Source organism: Methanosarcina baikalica (genome assembly GCF_031461075.1).
Lineage (GTDB): Archaea > Halobacteriota > Methanosarcinia > Methanosarcinales > Methanosarcinaceae > Methanosarcina > Methanosarcina baikalica.
Window position 1 is genome coordinate 25,503 of the sequence record NZ_JAVKPK010000030.1, and the last position, 16,699, is coordinate 42,201.

The 16,699-nt window shown below is 39.4% G+C and carries 16 protein-coding genes; 10 read left to right on the forward strand and 6 right to left on the reverse strand.

Translation table 11 applies throughout. The features are described 5' to 3' along the window. Positions 1-177: 177 nt before the first annotated feature. Both RG963_RS16565 and RG963_RS08820 read right to left on the reverse strand, forming a co-directional pair. On the reverse strand, positions 178-369 hold the full coding sequence (locus RG963_RS16565) for a helix-turn-helix domain-containing protein (RefSeq protein WP_396654706.1): 192 nt from the start codon (positions 367-369) through the stop codon (positions 178-180). Between the two features lie 46 nt (positions 370-415). After that, positions 416-625 (reverse strand): hypothetical protein, encoded by a 210-nt coding sequence (locus RG963_RS08820; RefSeq protein WP_310575897.1) that lies wholly within the window; start codon positions 623-625, stop codon positions 416-418. Positions 626-1,225: 600 nt separating this feature from the next. Here RG963_RS08820 and RG963_RS08825 point away from each other — a divergent pair. Further along, positions 1,226-2,569: a hypothetical protein gene (locus RG963_RS08825; RefSeq protein WP_310575898.1), complete on the forward strand. Its 1,344-nt coding sequence runs from the start codon at positions 1,226-1,228 to the stop codon at positions 2,567-2,569. A gap of 69 nt (positions 2,570-2,638) precedes the next feature. After that, positions 2,639-3,817, forward strand: coding sequence for a tetratricopeptide repeat protein (locus tag RG963_RS08830; RefSeq protein ID WP_310575899.1), 1,179 nt, complete (start codon positions 2,639-2,641; stop codon positions 3,815-3,817). A gap of 91 nt (positions 3,818-3,908) precedes the next feature. Here RG963_RS08830 and glgP read toward each other — a convergent pair whose 3' ends face one another. Further along, positions 3,909-5,585 carry an alpha-glucan family phosphorylase gene (glgP, locus tag RG963_RS08835; protein ID WP_310575900.1) on the reverse strand — a complete coding sequence of 559 codons (1,677 nt, stop codon included), beginning with the start codon at positions 5,583-5,585 and terminating at the stop codon, positions 3,909-3,911. Positions 5,586-5,661: 76 nt separating this feature from the next. Between glgP and RG963_RS08840 the strand changes: the two genes are divergently transcribed. From RG963_RS08840 to RG963_RS08850, 3 genes are all read left to right on the forward strand, one after another. Continuing rightward, entirely contained in the window at positions 5,662-5,805 is a 144-nt protein-coding gene (locus RG963_RS08840) for a hypothetical protein (RefSeq protein ID WP_310575901.1), read from the forward strand. Positions 5,806-6,106: 301 nt separating this feature from the next. Next, positions 6,107-7,096 carry a GAF domain-containing protein gene (locus RG963_RS08845; RefSeq protein ID WP_310575902.1) on the forward strand — a complete coding sequence of 330 codons (990 nt, stop codon included), beginning with the start codon at positions 6,107-6,109 and terminating at the stop codon, positions 7,094-7,096. Between the two features lie 405 nt (positions 7,097-7,501). Then, positions 7,502-7,942, forward strand: coding sequence for a pyridoxamine 5'-phosphate oxidase family protein (locus RG963_RS08850; protein WP_310575903.1), 441 nt, complete (start codon positions 7,502-7,504; stop codon positions 7,940-7,942). Between the two features lie 267 nt (positions 7,943-8,209). Here the strand turns inward: RG963_RS08850 and RG963_RS08855 are convergent, their stop codons facing one another. After that, a complete protein-coding gene (locus RG963_RS08855; RefSeq protein ID WP_310575904.1) occupies positions 8,210-8,464 on the reverse strand; it encodes a fasciclin domain-containing protein in 255 nt (84 codons plus the stop codon). A gap of 218 nt (positions 8,465-8,682) precedes the next feature. Between RG963_RS08855 and RG963_RS08860 the strand changes: the two genes are divergently transcribed. Continuing rightward, positions 8,683-9,360 carry an SAM-dependent methyltransferase gene (locus tag RG963_RS08860; RefSeq protein ID WP_310575905.1) on the forward strand — a complete coding sequence of 226 codons (678 nt, stop codon included), beginning with the start codon at positions 8,683-8,685 and terminating at the stop codon, positions 9,358-9,360. A 532-nt stretch (positions 9,361-9,892) separates the two neighbouring features. On the opposite strand, the gene RG963_RS08865 is transcribed toward RG963_RS08860, so the two are convergent. Further along, on the reverse strand, positions 9,893-10,507 hold the full coding sequence (locus tag RG963_RS08865) for a nucleoside deaminase (protein ID WP_310575906.1): 615 nt from the start codon (positions 10,505-10,507) through the stop codon (positions 9,893-9,895). 141 nt (positions 10,508-10,648) lie between these two features. Between RG963_RS08865 and RG963_RS08870 the strand changes: the two genes are divergently transcribed. The 4 genes from RG963_RS08870 to RG963_RS08885 all read left to right on the forward strand — a co-directional run bounded on the left by RG963_RS08870 (position 10,649) and on the right by RG963_RS08885 (position 15,033). After that, positions 10,649-11,053: a pyridoxamine 5'-phosphate oxidase family protein gene (locus RG963_RS08870; protein ID WP_310575911.1), complete on the forward strand. Its 405-nt coding sequence runs from the start codon at positions 10,649-10,651 to the stop codon at positions 11,051-11,053. Between the two features lie 91 nt (positions 11,054-11,144). Next, positions 11,145-11,384: a hypothetical protein gene (locus RG963_RS08875; protein WP_310575907.1), complete on the forward strand. Its 240-nt coding sequence runs from the start codon at positions 11,145-11,147 to the stop codon at positions 11,382-11,384. A gap of 356 nt (positions 11,385-11,740) precedes the next feature. After that, positions 11,741-12,598, forward strand: coding sequence for a DUF1638 domain-containing protein (locus tag RG963_RS08880; protein ID WP_310575908.1), 858 nt, complete (start codon positions 11,741-11,743; stop codon positions 12,596-12,598). A gap of 377 nt (positions 12,599-12,975) precedes the next feature. Then, positions 12,976-15,033 (forward strand): sensor histidine kinase, encoded by a 2,058-nt coding sequence (locus tag RG963_RS08885; RefSeq protein WP_310575909.1) that lies wholly within the window; start codon positions 12,976-12,978, stop codon positions 15,031-15,033. Between the two features lie 115 nt (positions 15,034-15,148). On the opposite strand, the gene RG963_RS08890 is transcribed toward RG963_RS08885, so the two are convergent. Further along, on the reverse strand, positions 15,149-15,808 hold the full coding sequence (locus tag RG963_RS08890) for a YkgJ family cysteine cluster protein (protein ID WP_310575910.1): 660 nt from the start codon (positions 15,806-15,808) through the stop codon (positions 15,149-15,151). Between the last annotated feature and the right edge of the window lie 891 nt (positions 15,809-16,699).

The window sequence follows — 16,699 nt, forward strand, 5'->3', positions numbered from 1 at the left end:
ATAAAATCGTATAGGTAAACAATATAAATTAAGCTCTAAAAAGAATTCAAAGCTGCAGTTAATATTAACTTCATATTATACTTAATTTCCACATAAGACAGAGTCTACCTTCTTCTATCATAAAAACTCACATACAAAACTGTTAAATTAGTCAACGAGATAGGATTAAAGTAAAATTTAGCGAAACTTAAGTATGTAAATAATTGATGTCAAGAAAAATGTCAATAAGAAACATCTGCGGAAAGTCGGATGCCTCTTTCTTTCATCTATAGCAAAATTATAGAGGAATTTGCATTGATCTGAAAGTTTCCAAAGAGCGTCTGTTTGTTCTTTTGTTGGGCATATTTCAACTTTCGCGGTCAGATACACCTTTTACTCTTCCATTAAGCATAATTCCTGGTCTGGAATAGAATTTTCATGCATTATAGGCATCATAGATCTGCGCGACCCAGACAACCATTCCCATTAAAATTCCAATTCCTATAACACTCATGAATCCACAGATTATCAGGGCTATCCAGATGCCCAGTGCCTTGGACAGCTCTCCCTTTACAAGCTGGCCCATACCAGGAATAAAAAATGAAAATAGTGCCGGAACTCCGTGTGTTTTATTACAATGGCTCATAAATTTCCCTTTTTATATTAGTAATGGATAATCGAAATAAATAATGTAACGCGCAGTATTATAACTTTTCAATAGGGTTAAAATAACACATTCAAAAATAATATTGGTACATAAGCCTGCCTGTTGCCTGTTAATTCTGCCTTCACGTCTACTTTACTGAATTTTTCGGGAGTGCAATAAATCGGATTTTTTGAAACGTATTCGATACGTACGGATATCGACTACTACCATCGTTCGTTAGGCTACGAACTATTTTAAAATAAACTGGAGCAGAGATTACACGTTATACTATAGCCTTAAAATAAGTCCGGACTTTTTATTGTTACTTTGAATCTACCCGGAAAGTTATAGACTTTTTGCAATCCGGTTCACAGGATTTCTCTTTTAATCCAGAAATTTCTTTTTAATATTTCTAAATATATGCCAAAATTAATATATATTATAATATTAAACTACAGGATATATTTCAGTTTAAATTAAAAATTATAGAATGTTCAAATTAACTGTTCATACGAACTTTTTCTGAAATATATTGGTTTTTCAACCTTACATAAAAACTAATTGGTTTTTTTTAATTTACAGGTTGCCTGGAGTCTGGTTATGGATAAAAAAGACAACAAAAAATCAATATTGGGTCAACTTAAATCTCTATGGAACTCATTTCCAGAAGTTCTAAAATTGGTTGGCACCATACTGAGTATAGCTATCGCTCTTAAAGTCCTGTTTCCTGCAGCAATTGTGGAAATCAATACTTTTAGTGCAGGTCCGGAACTTATCGAGCCAGGAGAACCTTCAGTTTTAAGCTGGGGAGTCTCTGGCGCTAATAATGTTACCATAGAGCCTGGCATCGGAGCAGTAAATTCTAACGGGTCATTTTCTGTTAATCCCCCTGAAACTACAACTTACAAACTTATAGCGACAGGTAACAAAAAGGAAAAAGTAGCATTCTGCACGGTTACGGTCAAAGGAGATTCTTTGCTTATCAATTCATTTGATGCAAGTCCGGATGCCATTAAACCAGGAGAGAGTGCGATCCTGAACTGGCACGTTTCCGGGGTTTCAAACGTTACTATCGAGCCAGATATTGGAGTTGCAGAACCTACAGGAACATTTGATGTATCCCCTGCTAGAACTATCACATATAAACTCACAGCTTCCAACGGCGATAAAGAGGATGCAGCTTACTGTACTATTGCAGTTGAGGAGAACCCTACATCTCCTGAAAACGTTCTTCCATCAAACCTTTCATCTGCTGAAGAAAGCCTGACACCTCAAGAGACCCCGGTGTCCCAGGAAGATCCGGCATCTCAAGAAAATCTGCCTTCTATCGGTTCATTTAATGCAAATCCGGATGCTATTGTGAAAGGAGAGAGTTCCAATTTAACCTGGAATGTTTCCTCAGCTTCAAAAGTCTCCATAGAACCCGGAATAGGGGACGTAGGTTTAACTGGCAGCCAGCGTATATTCCCCGATGAAACCACTACTTACACCCTGATAGCTAAAAATGAATTAGGAAGCTTGAATGCTACCAAAGTCGTATTCGTACAGGAGCCTTCTGTACCTGCCTCTTCAGAACCGGTTTCTACGTCTTCTCCTGCACCGATTTCAACGCCAGAGCAACTTTCACCAGCAGACGGAACTGTATTTGACAGCTCAACGTCCGGGATTACACTGGAATGGAAAGCTGTTACGGGAGCGGCAAACTATACAGTAGAAATCGATGAATATGACTCAGACTCCGGTTTGTGGCTTTCGGAGTCAACCGGATCACGGATAAAGTCCGGTATAACCAAAACCGGTTATTCTTTTGAGCTTCCGGTTAAGGCACCCGGCCGCTGGCGCGTATGGGCTGTAAGTCCCGGCGGTCAGGAAAGTAATAAAAGCGATTGGTGGAATTTCAACTACACAATTAAATCCCGGGATGAAGTACAGCTAAATACGTAATATTATATAGATACATTATTTTCTATACCGAAGTAATTATCACAAAGCCAGAAAAACCTGCATAGGGCCATGATTTCCAGAAAACAAACCGCAAACCTTCCAGAATGGGACCCGCCTGCTCCGTCAACAGTCTATATCAAAATTAAAAACATCCCATACGAAACCTTCAAAAAAAGGCTGAATCAGGGGTTGGTGACCACCGAGCTTGCCCAGATACGACACCGGTTGGAAAGGCATATCTACTGCTGCGGGATCTGTTCTAAGTACGTGAACGGATACTGCGTCATTACGAACAGGAAGGCTGAACCAGAATGGATTTGCAAGTCCTTTGTGCCAAAAAAGGAATTTATATACGTTGATGCCGGGTCTGGCACGGAAACGGCTGCAGACTTCAGGCATCTTTCTGAAACCGGGCTTCGGAAGGACAGTATCGAATGTGAGACCCTGGAGGAAGGAAGCAAGAAAAATGCAGAAAACCTCTATGAGGAAGGAGTAATTCTTTACAGGCAGGGCAGGCTCAGGCTTGCACTTGAGAAGCTTGACAGTGTGCTTTCCGAAAACCCACAGCATTTTGCAGCTATGTTTCATAGAGGAAATGCCCTGCTAAAACTCAAATGCTATGAAGACGCTCTTGAAACTTTTGAAAGAGCCTTTCAAATCAATTCCGATCATGCAGGGCTCTGGACCAATACGGGATTTACGTTCCTGAAGCTCGAACGTTTCAGGCCAGCGCTTGAGGCTTTCGAGAGGTCAATCTCCCTGAACCCTGTGCAGAAAAATGCCTGGGAAGGGAAGGACGCTGTGCTTTGCCGGATGCGCCAGTGCGAAGAAGATTTGAAGGAAGCCGAAAAAGCCCTGGAAATAAATCCTGAGGATGCAGACGCCTGGTTTAACAAAGGGAAACTGTATTTCAAGCTCGGAGAGCTTGAGAAGTCCAGCGAGGCTTTTGAAAAGGCCCTTGAGACAAAGCCTGAGAACGCAGATTCCTGGTATCTCAGGGGAAAAGTACTTTTTGAAACCGGTCTGGAAAAAAAAGCCCTGCAAGCTTTTGAAAAGGCAATCCGGCAGAAGCCAGATTTTCCCGATGCCTGGTATGAAAAGGGCAGAGTTTTCCTGAGGCTTGACAACCCGAAGGCAGCAGAAAATGCTTTTAAAATAGCGGCTGACCTGTGGAAAAATATGGGGCTCAAAAAAAAAGCTGAAATAGCCCGTGAAAGGGCTAAAAGACCTGGCTTCAGAGAATATTGAATTTTACGGGAAACCGGTTTTCATAGAATATTAAACAAATAGTAAATTTAAATTCCCCATTCGGTTCGTTCAATCTGTTTTAGACCATCTATTAAAGATAGGCATGTGTGACGTAACGCCGCATCATTCTGTGGCTATTGAAATAATAGGCTATCATGCCTATGGAATTATTGATTAACCTGAACCATTCATCCCTGCGCTCGTAGTACATGGGGACGATAATATAATAGAGCTTATTGTAAAGATCGCTAAGTTCGGCGGCTTTCGCCTCTTCCTCAGAGAGACTTTCTTCGGGCTGAGGTCCCATAGACCAGCCGGTTACACCTTCAATCCATCCTTCGATCCACCAGCCGTCAAGCACGCTGAAATTCACGACTCCGTTATGGGCAGCTTTCATGCCGCTTGTGCCAGATGCTTCGTAAGGACGGGTTGGAGTGTTCAGCCAGAGGTCAACTCCAGAGACCATTTTTGCGGCAAGGTCCATATCATAGTTTTCCAGGAAGACAATTTTTATTTCTTCCCTGAGTACTTCCATAATTTTGAAAATGTCCCTGATAATCTGTTTTCCAGCTTCATCATGGGGGTGAGCTTTACCTGCAAAGATAAGCTGAATTTTGCCTCTCCTGTTTATTTTCCTGAGCATCTCAAGGTCTGAGAGGATTAATGTTGCGCGCTTGTATGCTGTCATACGCCGTGCAAAGCCTATGGTCAGGGTCTCATAGTCCATACCTATCCCGGTCCTTTTGTTCACCTCATCGATTAGGGCTCTTTTTGCATTCCAGTGTGCTTCCCAGATCTCACTGTCCGGAATCCCTCCTATCCTTACAAGGAGTTCAGGCTCATTTGCCCAACCAGGAAGGTATTGATCATAAAGTTTCCTGAAATAAGGAGAAGTCCAGGTGTATGAATGAACGCCGTTTGTGACCGCCTGAATTTTGTAGCCTGGAAAAAGTTCGCTTGAGATCCGGCTGTGTCTCTTCGTGACTCCATTTACATAATTAGACAGGTTAAGAGCAAAAAGGCTTGTATTAAAACGGTCTGCTCCTCCTAATCTTCTAAGGATATCCATATCGTTTTTTTCCTGAATAAGGTCTTCTACAAGGCCGTAATCAAACTTATCGTGCCCTGCTTCTACCGGCGTATGGGTAGTAAAAATGCAGAGGTCCTTTACTTTTGTCGAGTCCGTACCGTTGCGCCTCAGAAGTTCCAGGGCGAGCAGGCTTGAATGTCCTTCGTTCATATGGTACTTTCTGACCTTGAAGCCCAGCGCATCAAGCATCCTTACCCCTCCTATCCCCAGTACTATTTCCTGCTTGAGCCTGTAGCGCTGATCTCCTCCGTAGAGAAAATCCGTAATTCCCTTGTCTTCCCATTCATTCCCTTCGACATCGGTGTCGAGTAAAATAATGGGTACGCAGCCTCCTGTAAGGCTTTTGCAATTATAAAGCCAGGCTCTGAGCTTAACATCTCTATTCTGAATTTTTACGCTTACCTCTTCCGCAAGAGGAGTCATGAAACGAGCAGGATTCCACTCTTCAGTGTGCTCTATCTGATTTCCTGAAGGGTCAAGAATCTGCCTGAAATAGCCTTTATTACTCACCAGTGTTACTGCCACCAGCGGGATATTCAAGTCCGCAGCCGAGCGAATCGTATCCCCTGCAAGTACGCCTAATCCTCCTGAATAAGTCGGAATTTCACTGATAAGTCCTATTTCCATTGAAAAATAAGCAATCTTTTGTCCATTCAATACTCCCTGAAGATCATTCATATTATCAAACTTCCCTTCTTTATTTTGTAGACAGATATATCTAAAAACATATCATCGGTGATATATCAAATTGACCTTGGCAGTTAATTTAAGAGGCAGATTTATTTTTAGGAAGGTAAAAGAAAGGGCTTTTCTAAAGTCTGAAGAAGAGAGCTTATTAAGGAAGAAAATAGACAAGTTTGTACGGGATTCTGCGGTCTGCAAGCTTGTAGGAAGCTGACGGGATAGGACCCAAATATATTCTTAAAGGAGCTTGACAATAATACCATTACTTCGTAAAAATTACAAATTTCTATTTTAATATATATATTTTTTCCTTATATTATCTCATTTTCCATATTTTCTCTGGTTAGATTTCCTGATGCCTTTATCCTTTCAAGTCTCTACATTCTGATACCTTCTAAAAGCCAAATCACAATGTTTTTAATTTAGTGGGTATTTCTATGTATGCTAGCAAAAAATGTAAATAGGGGAAATTATCTCATAGCTTCCTGTAAAAAGTTATATTTAGGGAGAATAAAATGTCTAAAACGGTTTCGAACCCGGCTAAGAATGGAATCAACAGGCAAAAATCCTGTAAATTTCTGAACGAGATGGCTTTATGCAATGCTCTTGAGATGGCAAAGGAGCTGATCTCGGTAATAAATAAGGTTCCGGTCACTGTTTTTCTTTGGAGGCCCGAAAAATACTGGCCTGCAGAGTTCGTCTCCGAAAACATAAAGCAGTTTGGATACACTGTAGAAGAATTCACATCCGGGAAACTTCTTTATGGAAATATTGTATATCCTGATGACCTGGAGAGAGTTGAAAGAGAACTTTCTAGGAGAATTGAGGAAGATTACGTTGACTTTTCCCAGGAATACCGCATCCTTACGAAATCAGGGGAAGTACGCTGGGTTGATGAAAGGACTTTTATTGAAGCCGACGAAAACGGGGCCATAAAGTATCTTAAAGGCATAATTCTGGATATTACCGAACGGAAGAGAAAAGAGAAGCTGCTTTATGTCCAGAGGGATCTCGGCATCGCTCTTAGCTCTTCAAATTGCCTGAACGAGACTCTTGAGATATTACTGGATTCCTGCCTTCAAATAGATGAAATCAATGCCGGAGGAATTTATCTTATTGATGAAGCGACAGACGACATGAATCTTGCCATTCACCGAGGCCTTTCTCCTAATTTTGTCGAGCATGCTTCCCATTACAGTGTGAATTCTCCAAATACCAGACTTGTTATGATAGGGCAGCCTGTTTACAAACAGCACATAGACCTCCTTCTCACGTCGAAAGACGAGGCACTCAGGCAGGAAAACCTCAGGGCCACAGCACTTATCCCCGTAAAATCAGGCAAAAAGGTTATTGCAGCTTTTTATCTTGCTTCGAGCTTCGAGTACGAGCTTCCGGATACTGTGCGCACGGTTATTGAAACCATTACAACGCAGTTCGGAATCTTTATCTCCCGGATCCGCCTGGAAGAAAAACTAAAAGAATGCTTAAGGAAGAGAAAATCTTAAATAGGGACTCTTTTTATCCTTCAGGCTCTTTTTTGAAATTATTGCCGGAAAGAAGATACTTTTGTTCGATTGAACACTGGAAGCAGGTGCGAAAAACGTACATCATGAAAACATGATTCTGTCACCTATTTTTTTCAATCGAGGTTCACTATCTTTTTTTGACTTGCGGTGGGAAAATAGTACAGTTACGACATTGATATTCCTGCTGGCTGCAGATATAAGTAAAATTTATAAATTTTGTCCCTATAAACTGTATAGGGAAAAGACAGGATAAATGGTGGTTTCCCTTTTCACAGCATAGAATTGGAAGAACTGTTAAGGATATATACGATATCCTGGCAGACTCAGTGTAAAATTTAATCAAGCGGAGTTTTAGCTGAAAGTTATAACATTTTGGTGGGGACTATGGCAGAAGAGCTTAAAGATAAGATTTACGAATACCTTTCAAGTCATTACTACCTGAACCTTGCAACCGTAAGCCCGCAGGGCAGGCCAATGGCCCATACAATGGCATATGTGTCTGAAAATGCAGTCACATATCTTGCAACCAATAAGAATACCAGAAAAGTCCAGAATATTATGCACAATCCTTATGTGGCGTATACTGTCGATGAGGATGATCCCGATTGGTTTAATATGCAGGCACTTCAGGTGGAAGGCAAGGCATCAATAATTACCGGCGAAAATGAACTGCGTGAGGTTGGGGAAATAATGGTGGCCAAATTTCCGGTTGCTGCAGACATGCCACCTGATTCGGACATTATCATGATCAAAATTGAGCCGGAAGTTATCTATTATCTGGATTACAGTATCAAGTTCGGGCACAGAGAGCAAGTAAATCTCTGAGACCTGCATTTTTTATTTTTTGGTAAAAAAGTTGCTCCATACTTGAATGTAATCCTTTAATTTTTTTTCATCCCTGAGAGTGATTTTTCAACTCTTTCATTCAACTATTTTAAAAAACTTTGAACAAGAGGATAGAATAAAAGCTAGACTATCAAAATAGAATATAATTTTGATTGCCATGGATAAATATTGAAATAAAAATAAGGCCAAAAAAAGAATGTAAAAAGCAAAGCAACGTGATTTTGCTTCTATTTTTTATTTCTATTTTCAGACGCCTGATGGAATCAGTACTCTGTCAATTCCGTGGATGACACTATTACTTGCAATGATATCAGGCTCTACAACTGTCGCATTTCCTACCATTACCTGTCCGCTTTTTGTGGTATTCACCGAGAGCTTATCAGTCTCCACGGAAGTAAGGAAATTCATATTTTTAAGGTCTGAAGCCTTATATTCTCCGTTGACCACATGATAGGTTAAACTGTTCAGTCTCTTCTTATCATTCCGAAGGTCATCAAGCACACCTTCTGGAAGGCTATCAAAGGCTTTGTGCGTAGGGGCAAAGACGGTATAAGTTCCCCTTTATTAAGAGTCTCTTCAAGTCCTGAATCTCTCACAAGTGAAGCAGAGGTAGTATATCCTGCCCCTTCCGCAGTCTGAAGAAGTTGATTTTAGGATGGGCTTGTTAAAGAATACTAATTTATACACGCTGTGTAATTATGTACAGTGGTGCACGGATTATGGCAATTACATATCATGATATCAAGCCATGGGGCAGGTCTTTAAACGAATATGTCAGAATGTTTAATTTAACACCTGCCGATCTCGAGCGAAAGATCATAGGTTGTGGAGACGGACCTGCAAGCTTCAACGCAGAGCTTACAGAACAGGGCGGCAATATCATATCAGTTGATCCTGTTTACTTTTTCAGTGCTGACCAGATTAGACAGAGAATTTATGAAACCTATAATGACATTATTGACCAGACCCGGAAAAACCAGGATAAATTTATCTGGCAAGAAATCGGCTCAGTTGAAGAACTCGGAAGAATAAGGATGTCAGCTATGGAGAAATTTCTGGAAGATTTTTCGGGAGGCGTGATGCAAAAAAGATATATTCCGGGTGAACTGCCCTTGATGCCTTTTAGTGATAAAGAGTTTGATCTGGCGCTGTGCTCACATTTATTATTTCTCTATACAGATAACCTGTCACTGGAGTTTCATTTAAAATCGATAGAGGAGTTATGCAGGGTTTCCAATGAGGTCAGAATATTTCCGTTATTGAACGTAAATGCCGATCGATCGTCATACGTTGAGCCTATAATCGATTTTTTAAGGGCGAGAAACCGAGATGTAAAGGAAATAAAGGTAGCATATGAATTTCAAAAGGGTGGAAACACAATGCTAAGAATTTGTTGAAACATTATGAGGTAACAGATTTTGACTTAATTTAGATTTAATAAAATATTATTAAACTGGATTTTGAATTTTATAATTTCACAAAGATTCTATAAAGTACCTATTAGATGAGATAAACTGAACACATACAGGAATAATATACAAGCCCTGAAATCTTAAAACTAATGAGATAGATAAGCTCGATTCCACCTCTTAGCAGGATTTTAAAAACCATATGCACGAGCTGATCCCAAAACTCAAAGTTACTTCTCTTAATTTAGTATTATGGATAACCGATAGGTTTCTGATCCTGAAAAATGATCCTGAGAATCTTACTGAGTGAGAATGAAATTGGTTTTAGAACGAGCTCAAATGTAGAATCAAATTTAATATTAAGACACGCTCTAAGAGAACTCTATTTTTCCAGCTTGTAGGCAGGAACTACTTATCTACAGGAAATTCTTAAGTCGAAGTGTTAATTTGGATGTATCTTCTAAATAAAAGTGCCGTTTATCTCCTTTATTCTGGCTGCACAATTTCAAAAAGAGAAATATCACTCACGGCGTTTTCTCAGGATTTCAAGCAGTTCATTTGCGTTGATAAGCATAATCTCGGTTGCAGCATTTGAAAGCTCTCGGGAACAGCGTGCCGCTGTAAAAGCCTGTGGTGCCGAAAGGTCCTTCCAGAGAGGAGGTAGAAGAGAAATCGAATTTACCATCCCGCCAATAGGATCCGGAGATACATAAAAGACTTTGTTTATGCCGGCAGAGATGAGCCTGACCAGGCACATGGGGCAGGATTCCAGAGATGTATAGAGGGCATATTCTTTCAGGGTGGTAATTTGCGGGTTTTCTTTTTCAAAATAGTTTACAGTTACCATCTCTGCATGTAGGTCGCTCCGAAAATAAGGGGAATACACCAGATTATGACCCATGGCAGCAATCTCGCCTCCAGCACTTACCAGAACACTCCCGACTCCATAGTTCCCTGAATTTACGGATTTCAGCGCAAGTACGTCCGTAAGCCAGGCATAAGGGTCATCCGGATACTCAGGAAAAAAGTCGTATTCTTGCAACCAGTTCTTCAAGTTAATAATATTTTCGCTTTGAGAATCGATTTTTTTAAGTATTCCTTCTCCAAGATCCCTTATACTATATTTAAACCTCAATATCTTCCCCTACTTTATTCAAAAATTTCGAATAGACTTTATCTCTGAAGGTTACAAAAATACACAAATCATACATCCAATACATAATTCTAACGCTTAAATATATAAATTTGTACTGCAACCATCTTGATGGTGAGTACTATAGTAAAATTAAGTGAAGAGATTAAAACTGCCTTTTCAAAGGTAAAGATTTTTCCCGTGGCTACGGCCTCAAAAGATGGAATTCCCAATGTAGTACCGATAGGGTTCTGCCAGCTTGTAGATGATGAAACGATCTGGATTGCTGACAATTTCATGGCCAAATCTCTGGCAAATCTTGAAGAAAACCCGAATGTTGCAGTCTATGTATGGGGGCCGGATACACGCGGTTGCTTCCAGATAAAGGGTAAAACGCAGATTTTTAATTCAGGGGAAAAATATGAAAAAATGAAAGCAATTGTGAATGCGGCAAAACCCGGACTCCCTTCAAAAAACCTTATAGAAGTCAGGATTAGCGATGTATTCCAGTGTGCTCCAGGCCCTGGTGCAGGAACAAAATTACTCTAACCTAAACTGAAATTGTAGCCATATAAAGGAAATATCTGGATACGCGTCTCGTATCCAGATAGAAAAACATGTTATGGCGTGGAGTGTCGAAATGGTTGAAAATAAGGAAAATCCTCCTGTTTTTTGTGAAAAGCTCTGTATAGTCTGCAAGGGTGCAAGAGAGGGGAATGGAATTTGCAAGACTATTCAGAACATTGAATTGAAAATTTTCGGGAAAAACGGTTGTATCTGGGGAGCGGCAAGAACAAAATATTACGGAGTCACTCCTGATAAAAAACTGCCTGATAGTTTACAAAGAAATAAACAAAAACAAACTCATAAAAAGAAATAAGCAAAAATAAATAAAAATATAATCTATTATGATAAACTTAATCTATTATAATACTAAACTGAAAAATGGATACGGGAGAAATAGAACAGAAGTAAGCTAATTTATTCAGTGTGTAAGCATAAGGAGAAGTTGGAAGAACAGAATTGTAAAGAGGCACTCATTTTTCCTATACATATTGCTTTCTTTTACAGTTTCTCTTATCATGTTTTTCTTATGATTTAGCCGTTACTCTTTATATGTCTACAGAAAGAAGGGCTTATCGTTTAGTTTTCTGGAATAAATCTACCCGAACTTTGGACATTTATTGCAGAAAGAATGTGAGGAAATGAATCTTTAAGAGGAAGGATATCTGGAATATGCCTGTATTAAGCATTATTGCCTGCAGAATGCTCGAAGACGAACTTGTACATGTATTATCAAAAGACCGGGAACTCCAGCAGTTAATAGTTGTGGAAAATCGGGATATCTCAGGGTTCCTCCGCAAGCTTAAGTCAAAGAACTGCAGTCCAAGGACAGTTTTTCTGGACAGAATCCCGGCGCTTCTTAAAGGTGGCTCCAGCTCTGATTTCAAAACTTTCGCAAAATTTCTTTCATTTTTCCCATTTTTTAAAAGGATTCAAGAGAAGAAGAAGATCAGGGAAGAGAAAAAGGTAAGCGTTGTTGTAAATTTGCTAAGATTGGGCCTGCATGCAGACCTTGAACTGTTGAAGGCAGAGGTTTACAGAAACATTCGGGAAATGGCTCCCTTCTCGGACAGAATCCTTATTTTTTATGGAACCTGTGGGAATACGTTCGGAAAACTGGAAGAGGACTTCGCGGGCCTTGGATGCCCACTTTTTTTCCTGAAAGAAAAAAGTGGGGAAACCATCGAAGATTGCATCAGTTTAGCTCTCGGAGGAAATGAAGCTTACTCCAGAGCCATGATAGAATTCAGAGGCATGGGAACGATTTACCTGACCCCTATGTGGGCGTCGAGCTGGAAGCGACTGGGAACTGAGGCCGGCAGCCAGGATTTCAATAACAGTTACCTGAAAAATCCACTTTATTGCCTGGCAGCAAAAATAGATAACGGACTTGTGGATAATCTGGACTTTAATGAAAATGTTCAGGAATTTGCCTGTGCCTTTGGTATGAAAGTTATGAATCTCAAGGGAAGTGTGGAAATTGTAGAACAGTCTTACCTGAATGCCCGAAATAGTGTAACTGGGAAATAATGAGGAAATTAGTTTAAATTTTAATGATGCTGGCTTAAATTCATCTAAACTTTTCTTGGAATTACAAAATGAAATTGAAGGAACAAACTTAATTATCCTTAAATTTACTTGCAACCTATAAGGACTATATTATCTTTAAATTTAATACAACCTCTACTAAATTTTATATATACACTCTTACCTTTTATTTAATTACAATGTCTACTAAATTATATATACTCTTTCATCTTTTTAATATCAACTAATCTCTTACTTTCAAGCTACTTCTTATCTTTAAGTTACCTGAGGTGTCCTGAATAGATATTAGTAAAAAGGTTTTTATAATAACCCTTTTAATTTTTGCCGTTCTTACTGCTGCATTTACGCTTACACATAATATGCAGCTTTCCAATTTTTTGGAGCTTGAACAGACAACCACGTTGCAAGATGTAGGAAGGGTACAAAACGCAGTTTCGACTCAACAGGGATATCTTGATTACATAAACCAGGATTGGGCCTACTGGAATGACACATACAATTTTATAGAAGACAGGAACCAGAATTATTCAAATGTAAACCTTCAGAATCAAACTCTTGCCGGAATCAAGGTTAATGTGATGCTTTTTGTGAATAATTCCGGGTCGCTTGTTTACGCAAAATCAGTAGATCTTTATACTGGAAAGGAAAAACCAATTCCGGAAAAGCTTCTCAAAATGATTGAAGACGGAACTCTTCGTTCAAAATCAGAAAACGACAAGAAGAGCGGTTTCGTTTTGCTCGATGAAAACCCCATGTTCATCTCCTGCCATCCTATTCTTACGACAAATTATACGGGGCCTATGAGAGGTACCTTGATTTTTGGAAAGTACTTTGACGATACCCTTCTTAATAATTTCAAAGAAACTACCCGCTCCTCTCTTTTGATGTATAGAGTCGATAGAGAGATGCCTCCTGATTTCCAAATAAAATTGGATGATCTTTCTGAAAATCCGGACAGGACTATTGTCGAGCCCCTTAGCGAAGATAAAATAGCAGGTTATTTTGAATTAAGGGACATTTCAGGCAATTCTGCCCTTATTCTGAGAGCGGACTTCCCGAGAGAACTCTATTTGAATGGCGAGAAAACCCTGAATAATATGTATTTTTTCCTTTTGCTAACAGGCCTTATGACCGGGGTTGGAGTTAAATTTGCGCTTGACAGGCTATTCATTTCAAGGTTAATAGGAATTGATAATTTCGTTACACGAGTCAGGTCGGAAAAAGATCTTTCCAAAAGATTATCTCTTAAAAATAATGATGAACTTTACCGCCTTTCAAAGGAAATAAACGGGATGTTAAATGAAATCAATCTTGTAGAGCAGGAATTAAAGGCACAGGAACGGGAAAAGAAAGTTCTGCTCGACTCTCTGAACGAACTGGTTATTTTCGTAAACCCCCAGCTTAATATCATCTGGGCAAATAAGGCCGCCCTTGAATACATGCAAATAAGCCTTGAAAAAGCAGTGGGAATATACTTTAAAGCTACTTCGGAAATAGACGACCCGTTATCCGATAATCTGCAGCTTGAGCAGATCTTTGTAACAGGCAATAAAAAATCAGGGGAATTTACTGCAAAGGACGGTAGGGTCTGGTTTATCCAGGCAATCCCGGTAACCGGTGAGGATGGAAGGATTATAGGAGTTATGGAAACCTGCAGAGATATTACGGAAAGGAAAGCGGCAGAAAAATTTCTTCAGGAAAAACAAATCGCAGAAGCGGCAAACCGTACCAAGAGCGAATTCCTGGCAAATATGAGCCACGAATTGAGAACTCCACTGAACTCAATAATAGGATTCTCTGACCTGCTGTATGAACAGGCATACGGCGAATTGAGTGAAAAACAGCTAAGATCCGTTGGAAACATTTCAAAGAGCGGAAAGCATCTTCTAAATTTGATCAATAACATCCTGGATCTCTCTAAAGTAGAAGCCGGAAAACTGGAGCTTGATTATAAAGAGTTTGAGCTTGCCAGCAAGCTTAACATGATAAAAAATCTCCTGTCCCCAATAGCAGATCGGAAAAGTATCCAAATTGAAATCGATATGGATAGCAACCTTACCTCTGTCTGTGCCGACGAAGCCAGGTTTGTTCAGGTAATGCACAACCTTGTGGATAACGCTATAAAGTTTTCCTATGAAAATGGACTTGTAAAAATAGGGGCCCGAAAAAAAGGAGATATGGTAGAAATAATGGTTAAGGATACAGGAATTGGTATTAAAGTTGAGGACCAGGACAAACTTTTCAAACCCTTCAGCCAGGTTGACTCCTTTTTCTCCAAACAATTTCAGGGAACAGGACTTGGTCTGTCATTAGTTAAGCAGATTGTCAACCTGCATGGCGGATATGTATGGTTTAGAAGCAATCAGGAAGAAGGAACCACCTTTGCTTTCACAATTCCAATAAAAGGAAATAAATAAATAAATAAATAAATAAATAAATGGTAGAGATACCGGATTAGATCAAAAATTCTAGAACACAGAAGAGTTAAAATCTTCAGGTAAGTCAAATAGGAAAATTTTTTTCGTTGTGAAATTAAAAGGCGGGCTCTTCAACCCTCTGACCTAAATCGATACATAAGTTGGCAGGTTCCATCGCAACTTTCTGTAAACTCAACAGTTCTTCAAGCGAAAAAACCGCATACCTGTTTTTTCCGTTCCTGTGCCTTTCCAGCTGGCCGTAGTCAAAGTGGAGATTATCGTAGCTAACTACGTGCCTTAACCATTCTATCGGAATTGAAAGGCTTGATAAAAGAGGTATAGCGGTCTCAAAATAAATCCTGCACGTTTTCTTCCTCGATAACTTACACCAGTCATCTATTATAAAATTTATTTTTTCATCTTCAAGAGTAAAAATAATAGGGTAGATCTTACAAAATATCGGCTTAAAATCCCTACACTCACATTCTTCATTTTCTTCATTTAAAAATGGGCACAACTTTCCTAATTTTAATACATGTATTAGAGTTCCATCATCCATTTTCAGAATATCCAGGTAGCGAATTTTAAAATCTGATACGCTTATACCCATTTTCTCTGCCATATATTCTTCTTCCCCGGGTAGTAGAGTTCCGATCTTATTATGCTCGCATGCTCCCTCGCATTCTCTGCAGATGTTAAAAGTATTTTGATTACTTCCACTAAAAATCCTGTGGAAGGCTTCATACATTTTCATTGGTATTTTCTTATAAATCACTCTGAAGTCTCCTGCCTACGTATAAATACACCCGGAACCCCCCTGTATAAGATATTTATATTGGATATATTTTTTAGAGGTCATATTTACATGTATGCGTATATGACTTCTTAGTCAAGCCTAAATAATAACAAAAATATCAGACTTTAACAGAAAGGTCGTGTTTAGTTCCCATCTTCCAAAAAAAATAAATACTATAAAACTTTTGTAAGATGCCCTGATTTTTAGGATTTAAGCCGCAGAAAGGAAGAGATAACAGTTATAATTACCAGATCTCATTCATATTATTAGGGAAAAGCTGCGAAGTACATTTTGCTCTGAACTCGCCCACTTTTTTTCATCAAGAGGCACCCAAAAAACAGGGAAATTCAGTCAGGCCTGCTGTAGAGTTCTTTCAGCAAACAAAGGGAGGAAATACGGAAGAATACGGAAGAGTTCTGAACGCAATTGCCAGTGAAATTTTATATATCGATAAAGCTGCAAAGAATTGGGCTTACTTATAATCGAATGAAAAGCAGCTATAATTCTCCAGGAACATTTTAAAAAGCGAAGAAAATTGCTGAGTCTGACCAATGAGCTCCAGGATCTTTCGAAAATAAACCCGGAAAGTTTGAACCGGATCACATAAAGTTTGGCCTGGCTCCGGTAAATCACGCGGTTCCACAGAGGTAATGTCCGATTCAAAAATAAAACACTGAGAGGAGCACCTTCGAGTTTTCGATCTCTCTGAACGCCGGAATGAGAACTTCTCAGTATGCTTTTGCCCCTTTACAGTTTAACAGTTTTCTTAAAGACGATATTTTTAATCGAACTTGAGGTTTACAACTTTTCGGTTACTCGTACCTCAATGCATCTACGGGCTTTAGTTTCGAGGCCCTGTATGCAGGAACC

Bases quoted from the DNA above. Each gene is read 5' to 3' on its own strand.
- RG963_RS08860 (WP_310575905.1), top strand. From the start codon at position 8,683: ATGGCAATTACATATCATGATATCAAGCCATGGGGCAGGTCTTTAAAC.
- RG963_RS08850 (WP_310575903.1), top strand. From the start codon at position 7,502: ATGGCAGAAGAGCTTAAAGATAAGATTTACGAATACCTTTCAAGTCAT.
- glgP (WP_310575900.1), bottom strand. From the start codon at position 5,585: ATGAATGATCTTCAGGGAGTATTGAATGGACAAAAGATTGCTTATTTT.
- RG963_RS08880 (WP_310575908.1), top strand. From the start codon at position 11,741: ATGCCTGTATTAAGCATTATTGCCTGCAGAATGCTCGAAGACGAACTT.
- RG963_RS08825 (WP_310575898.1), top strand. From the start codon at position 1,226: ATGGATAAAAAAGACAACAAAAAATCAATATTGGGTCAACTTAAATCT.
- RG963_RS08830 (WP_310575899.1), top strand. From the start codon at position 2,639: ATGATTTCCAGAAAACAAACCGCAAACCTTCCAGAATGGGACCCGCCT.
- RG963_RS08875 (WP_310575907.1), top strand. From the start codon at position 11,145: ATGGTTGAAAATAAGGAAAATCCTCCTGTTTTTTGTGAAAAGCTCTGT.
- RG963_RS08820 (WP_310575897.1), bottom strand. From the start codon at position 625: ATGAGCCATTGTAATAAAACACACGGAGTTCCGGCACTATTTTCATTT.
- RG963_RS08885 (WP_310575909.1), top strand. From the start codon at position 12,976: ATGCAGCTTTCCAATTTTTTGGAGCTTGAACAGACAACCACGTTGCAA.
- RG963_RS08845 (WP_310575902.1), top strand. From the start codon at position 6,107: ATGTCTAAAACGGTTTCGAACCCGGCTAAGAATGGAATCAACAGGCAA.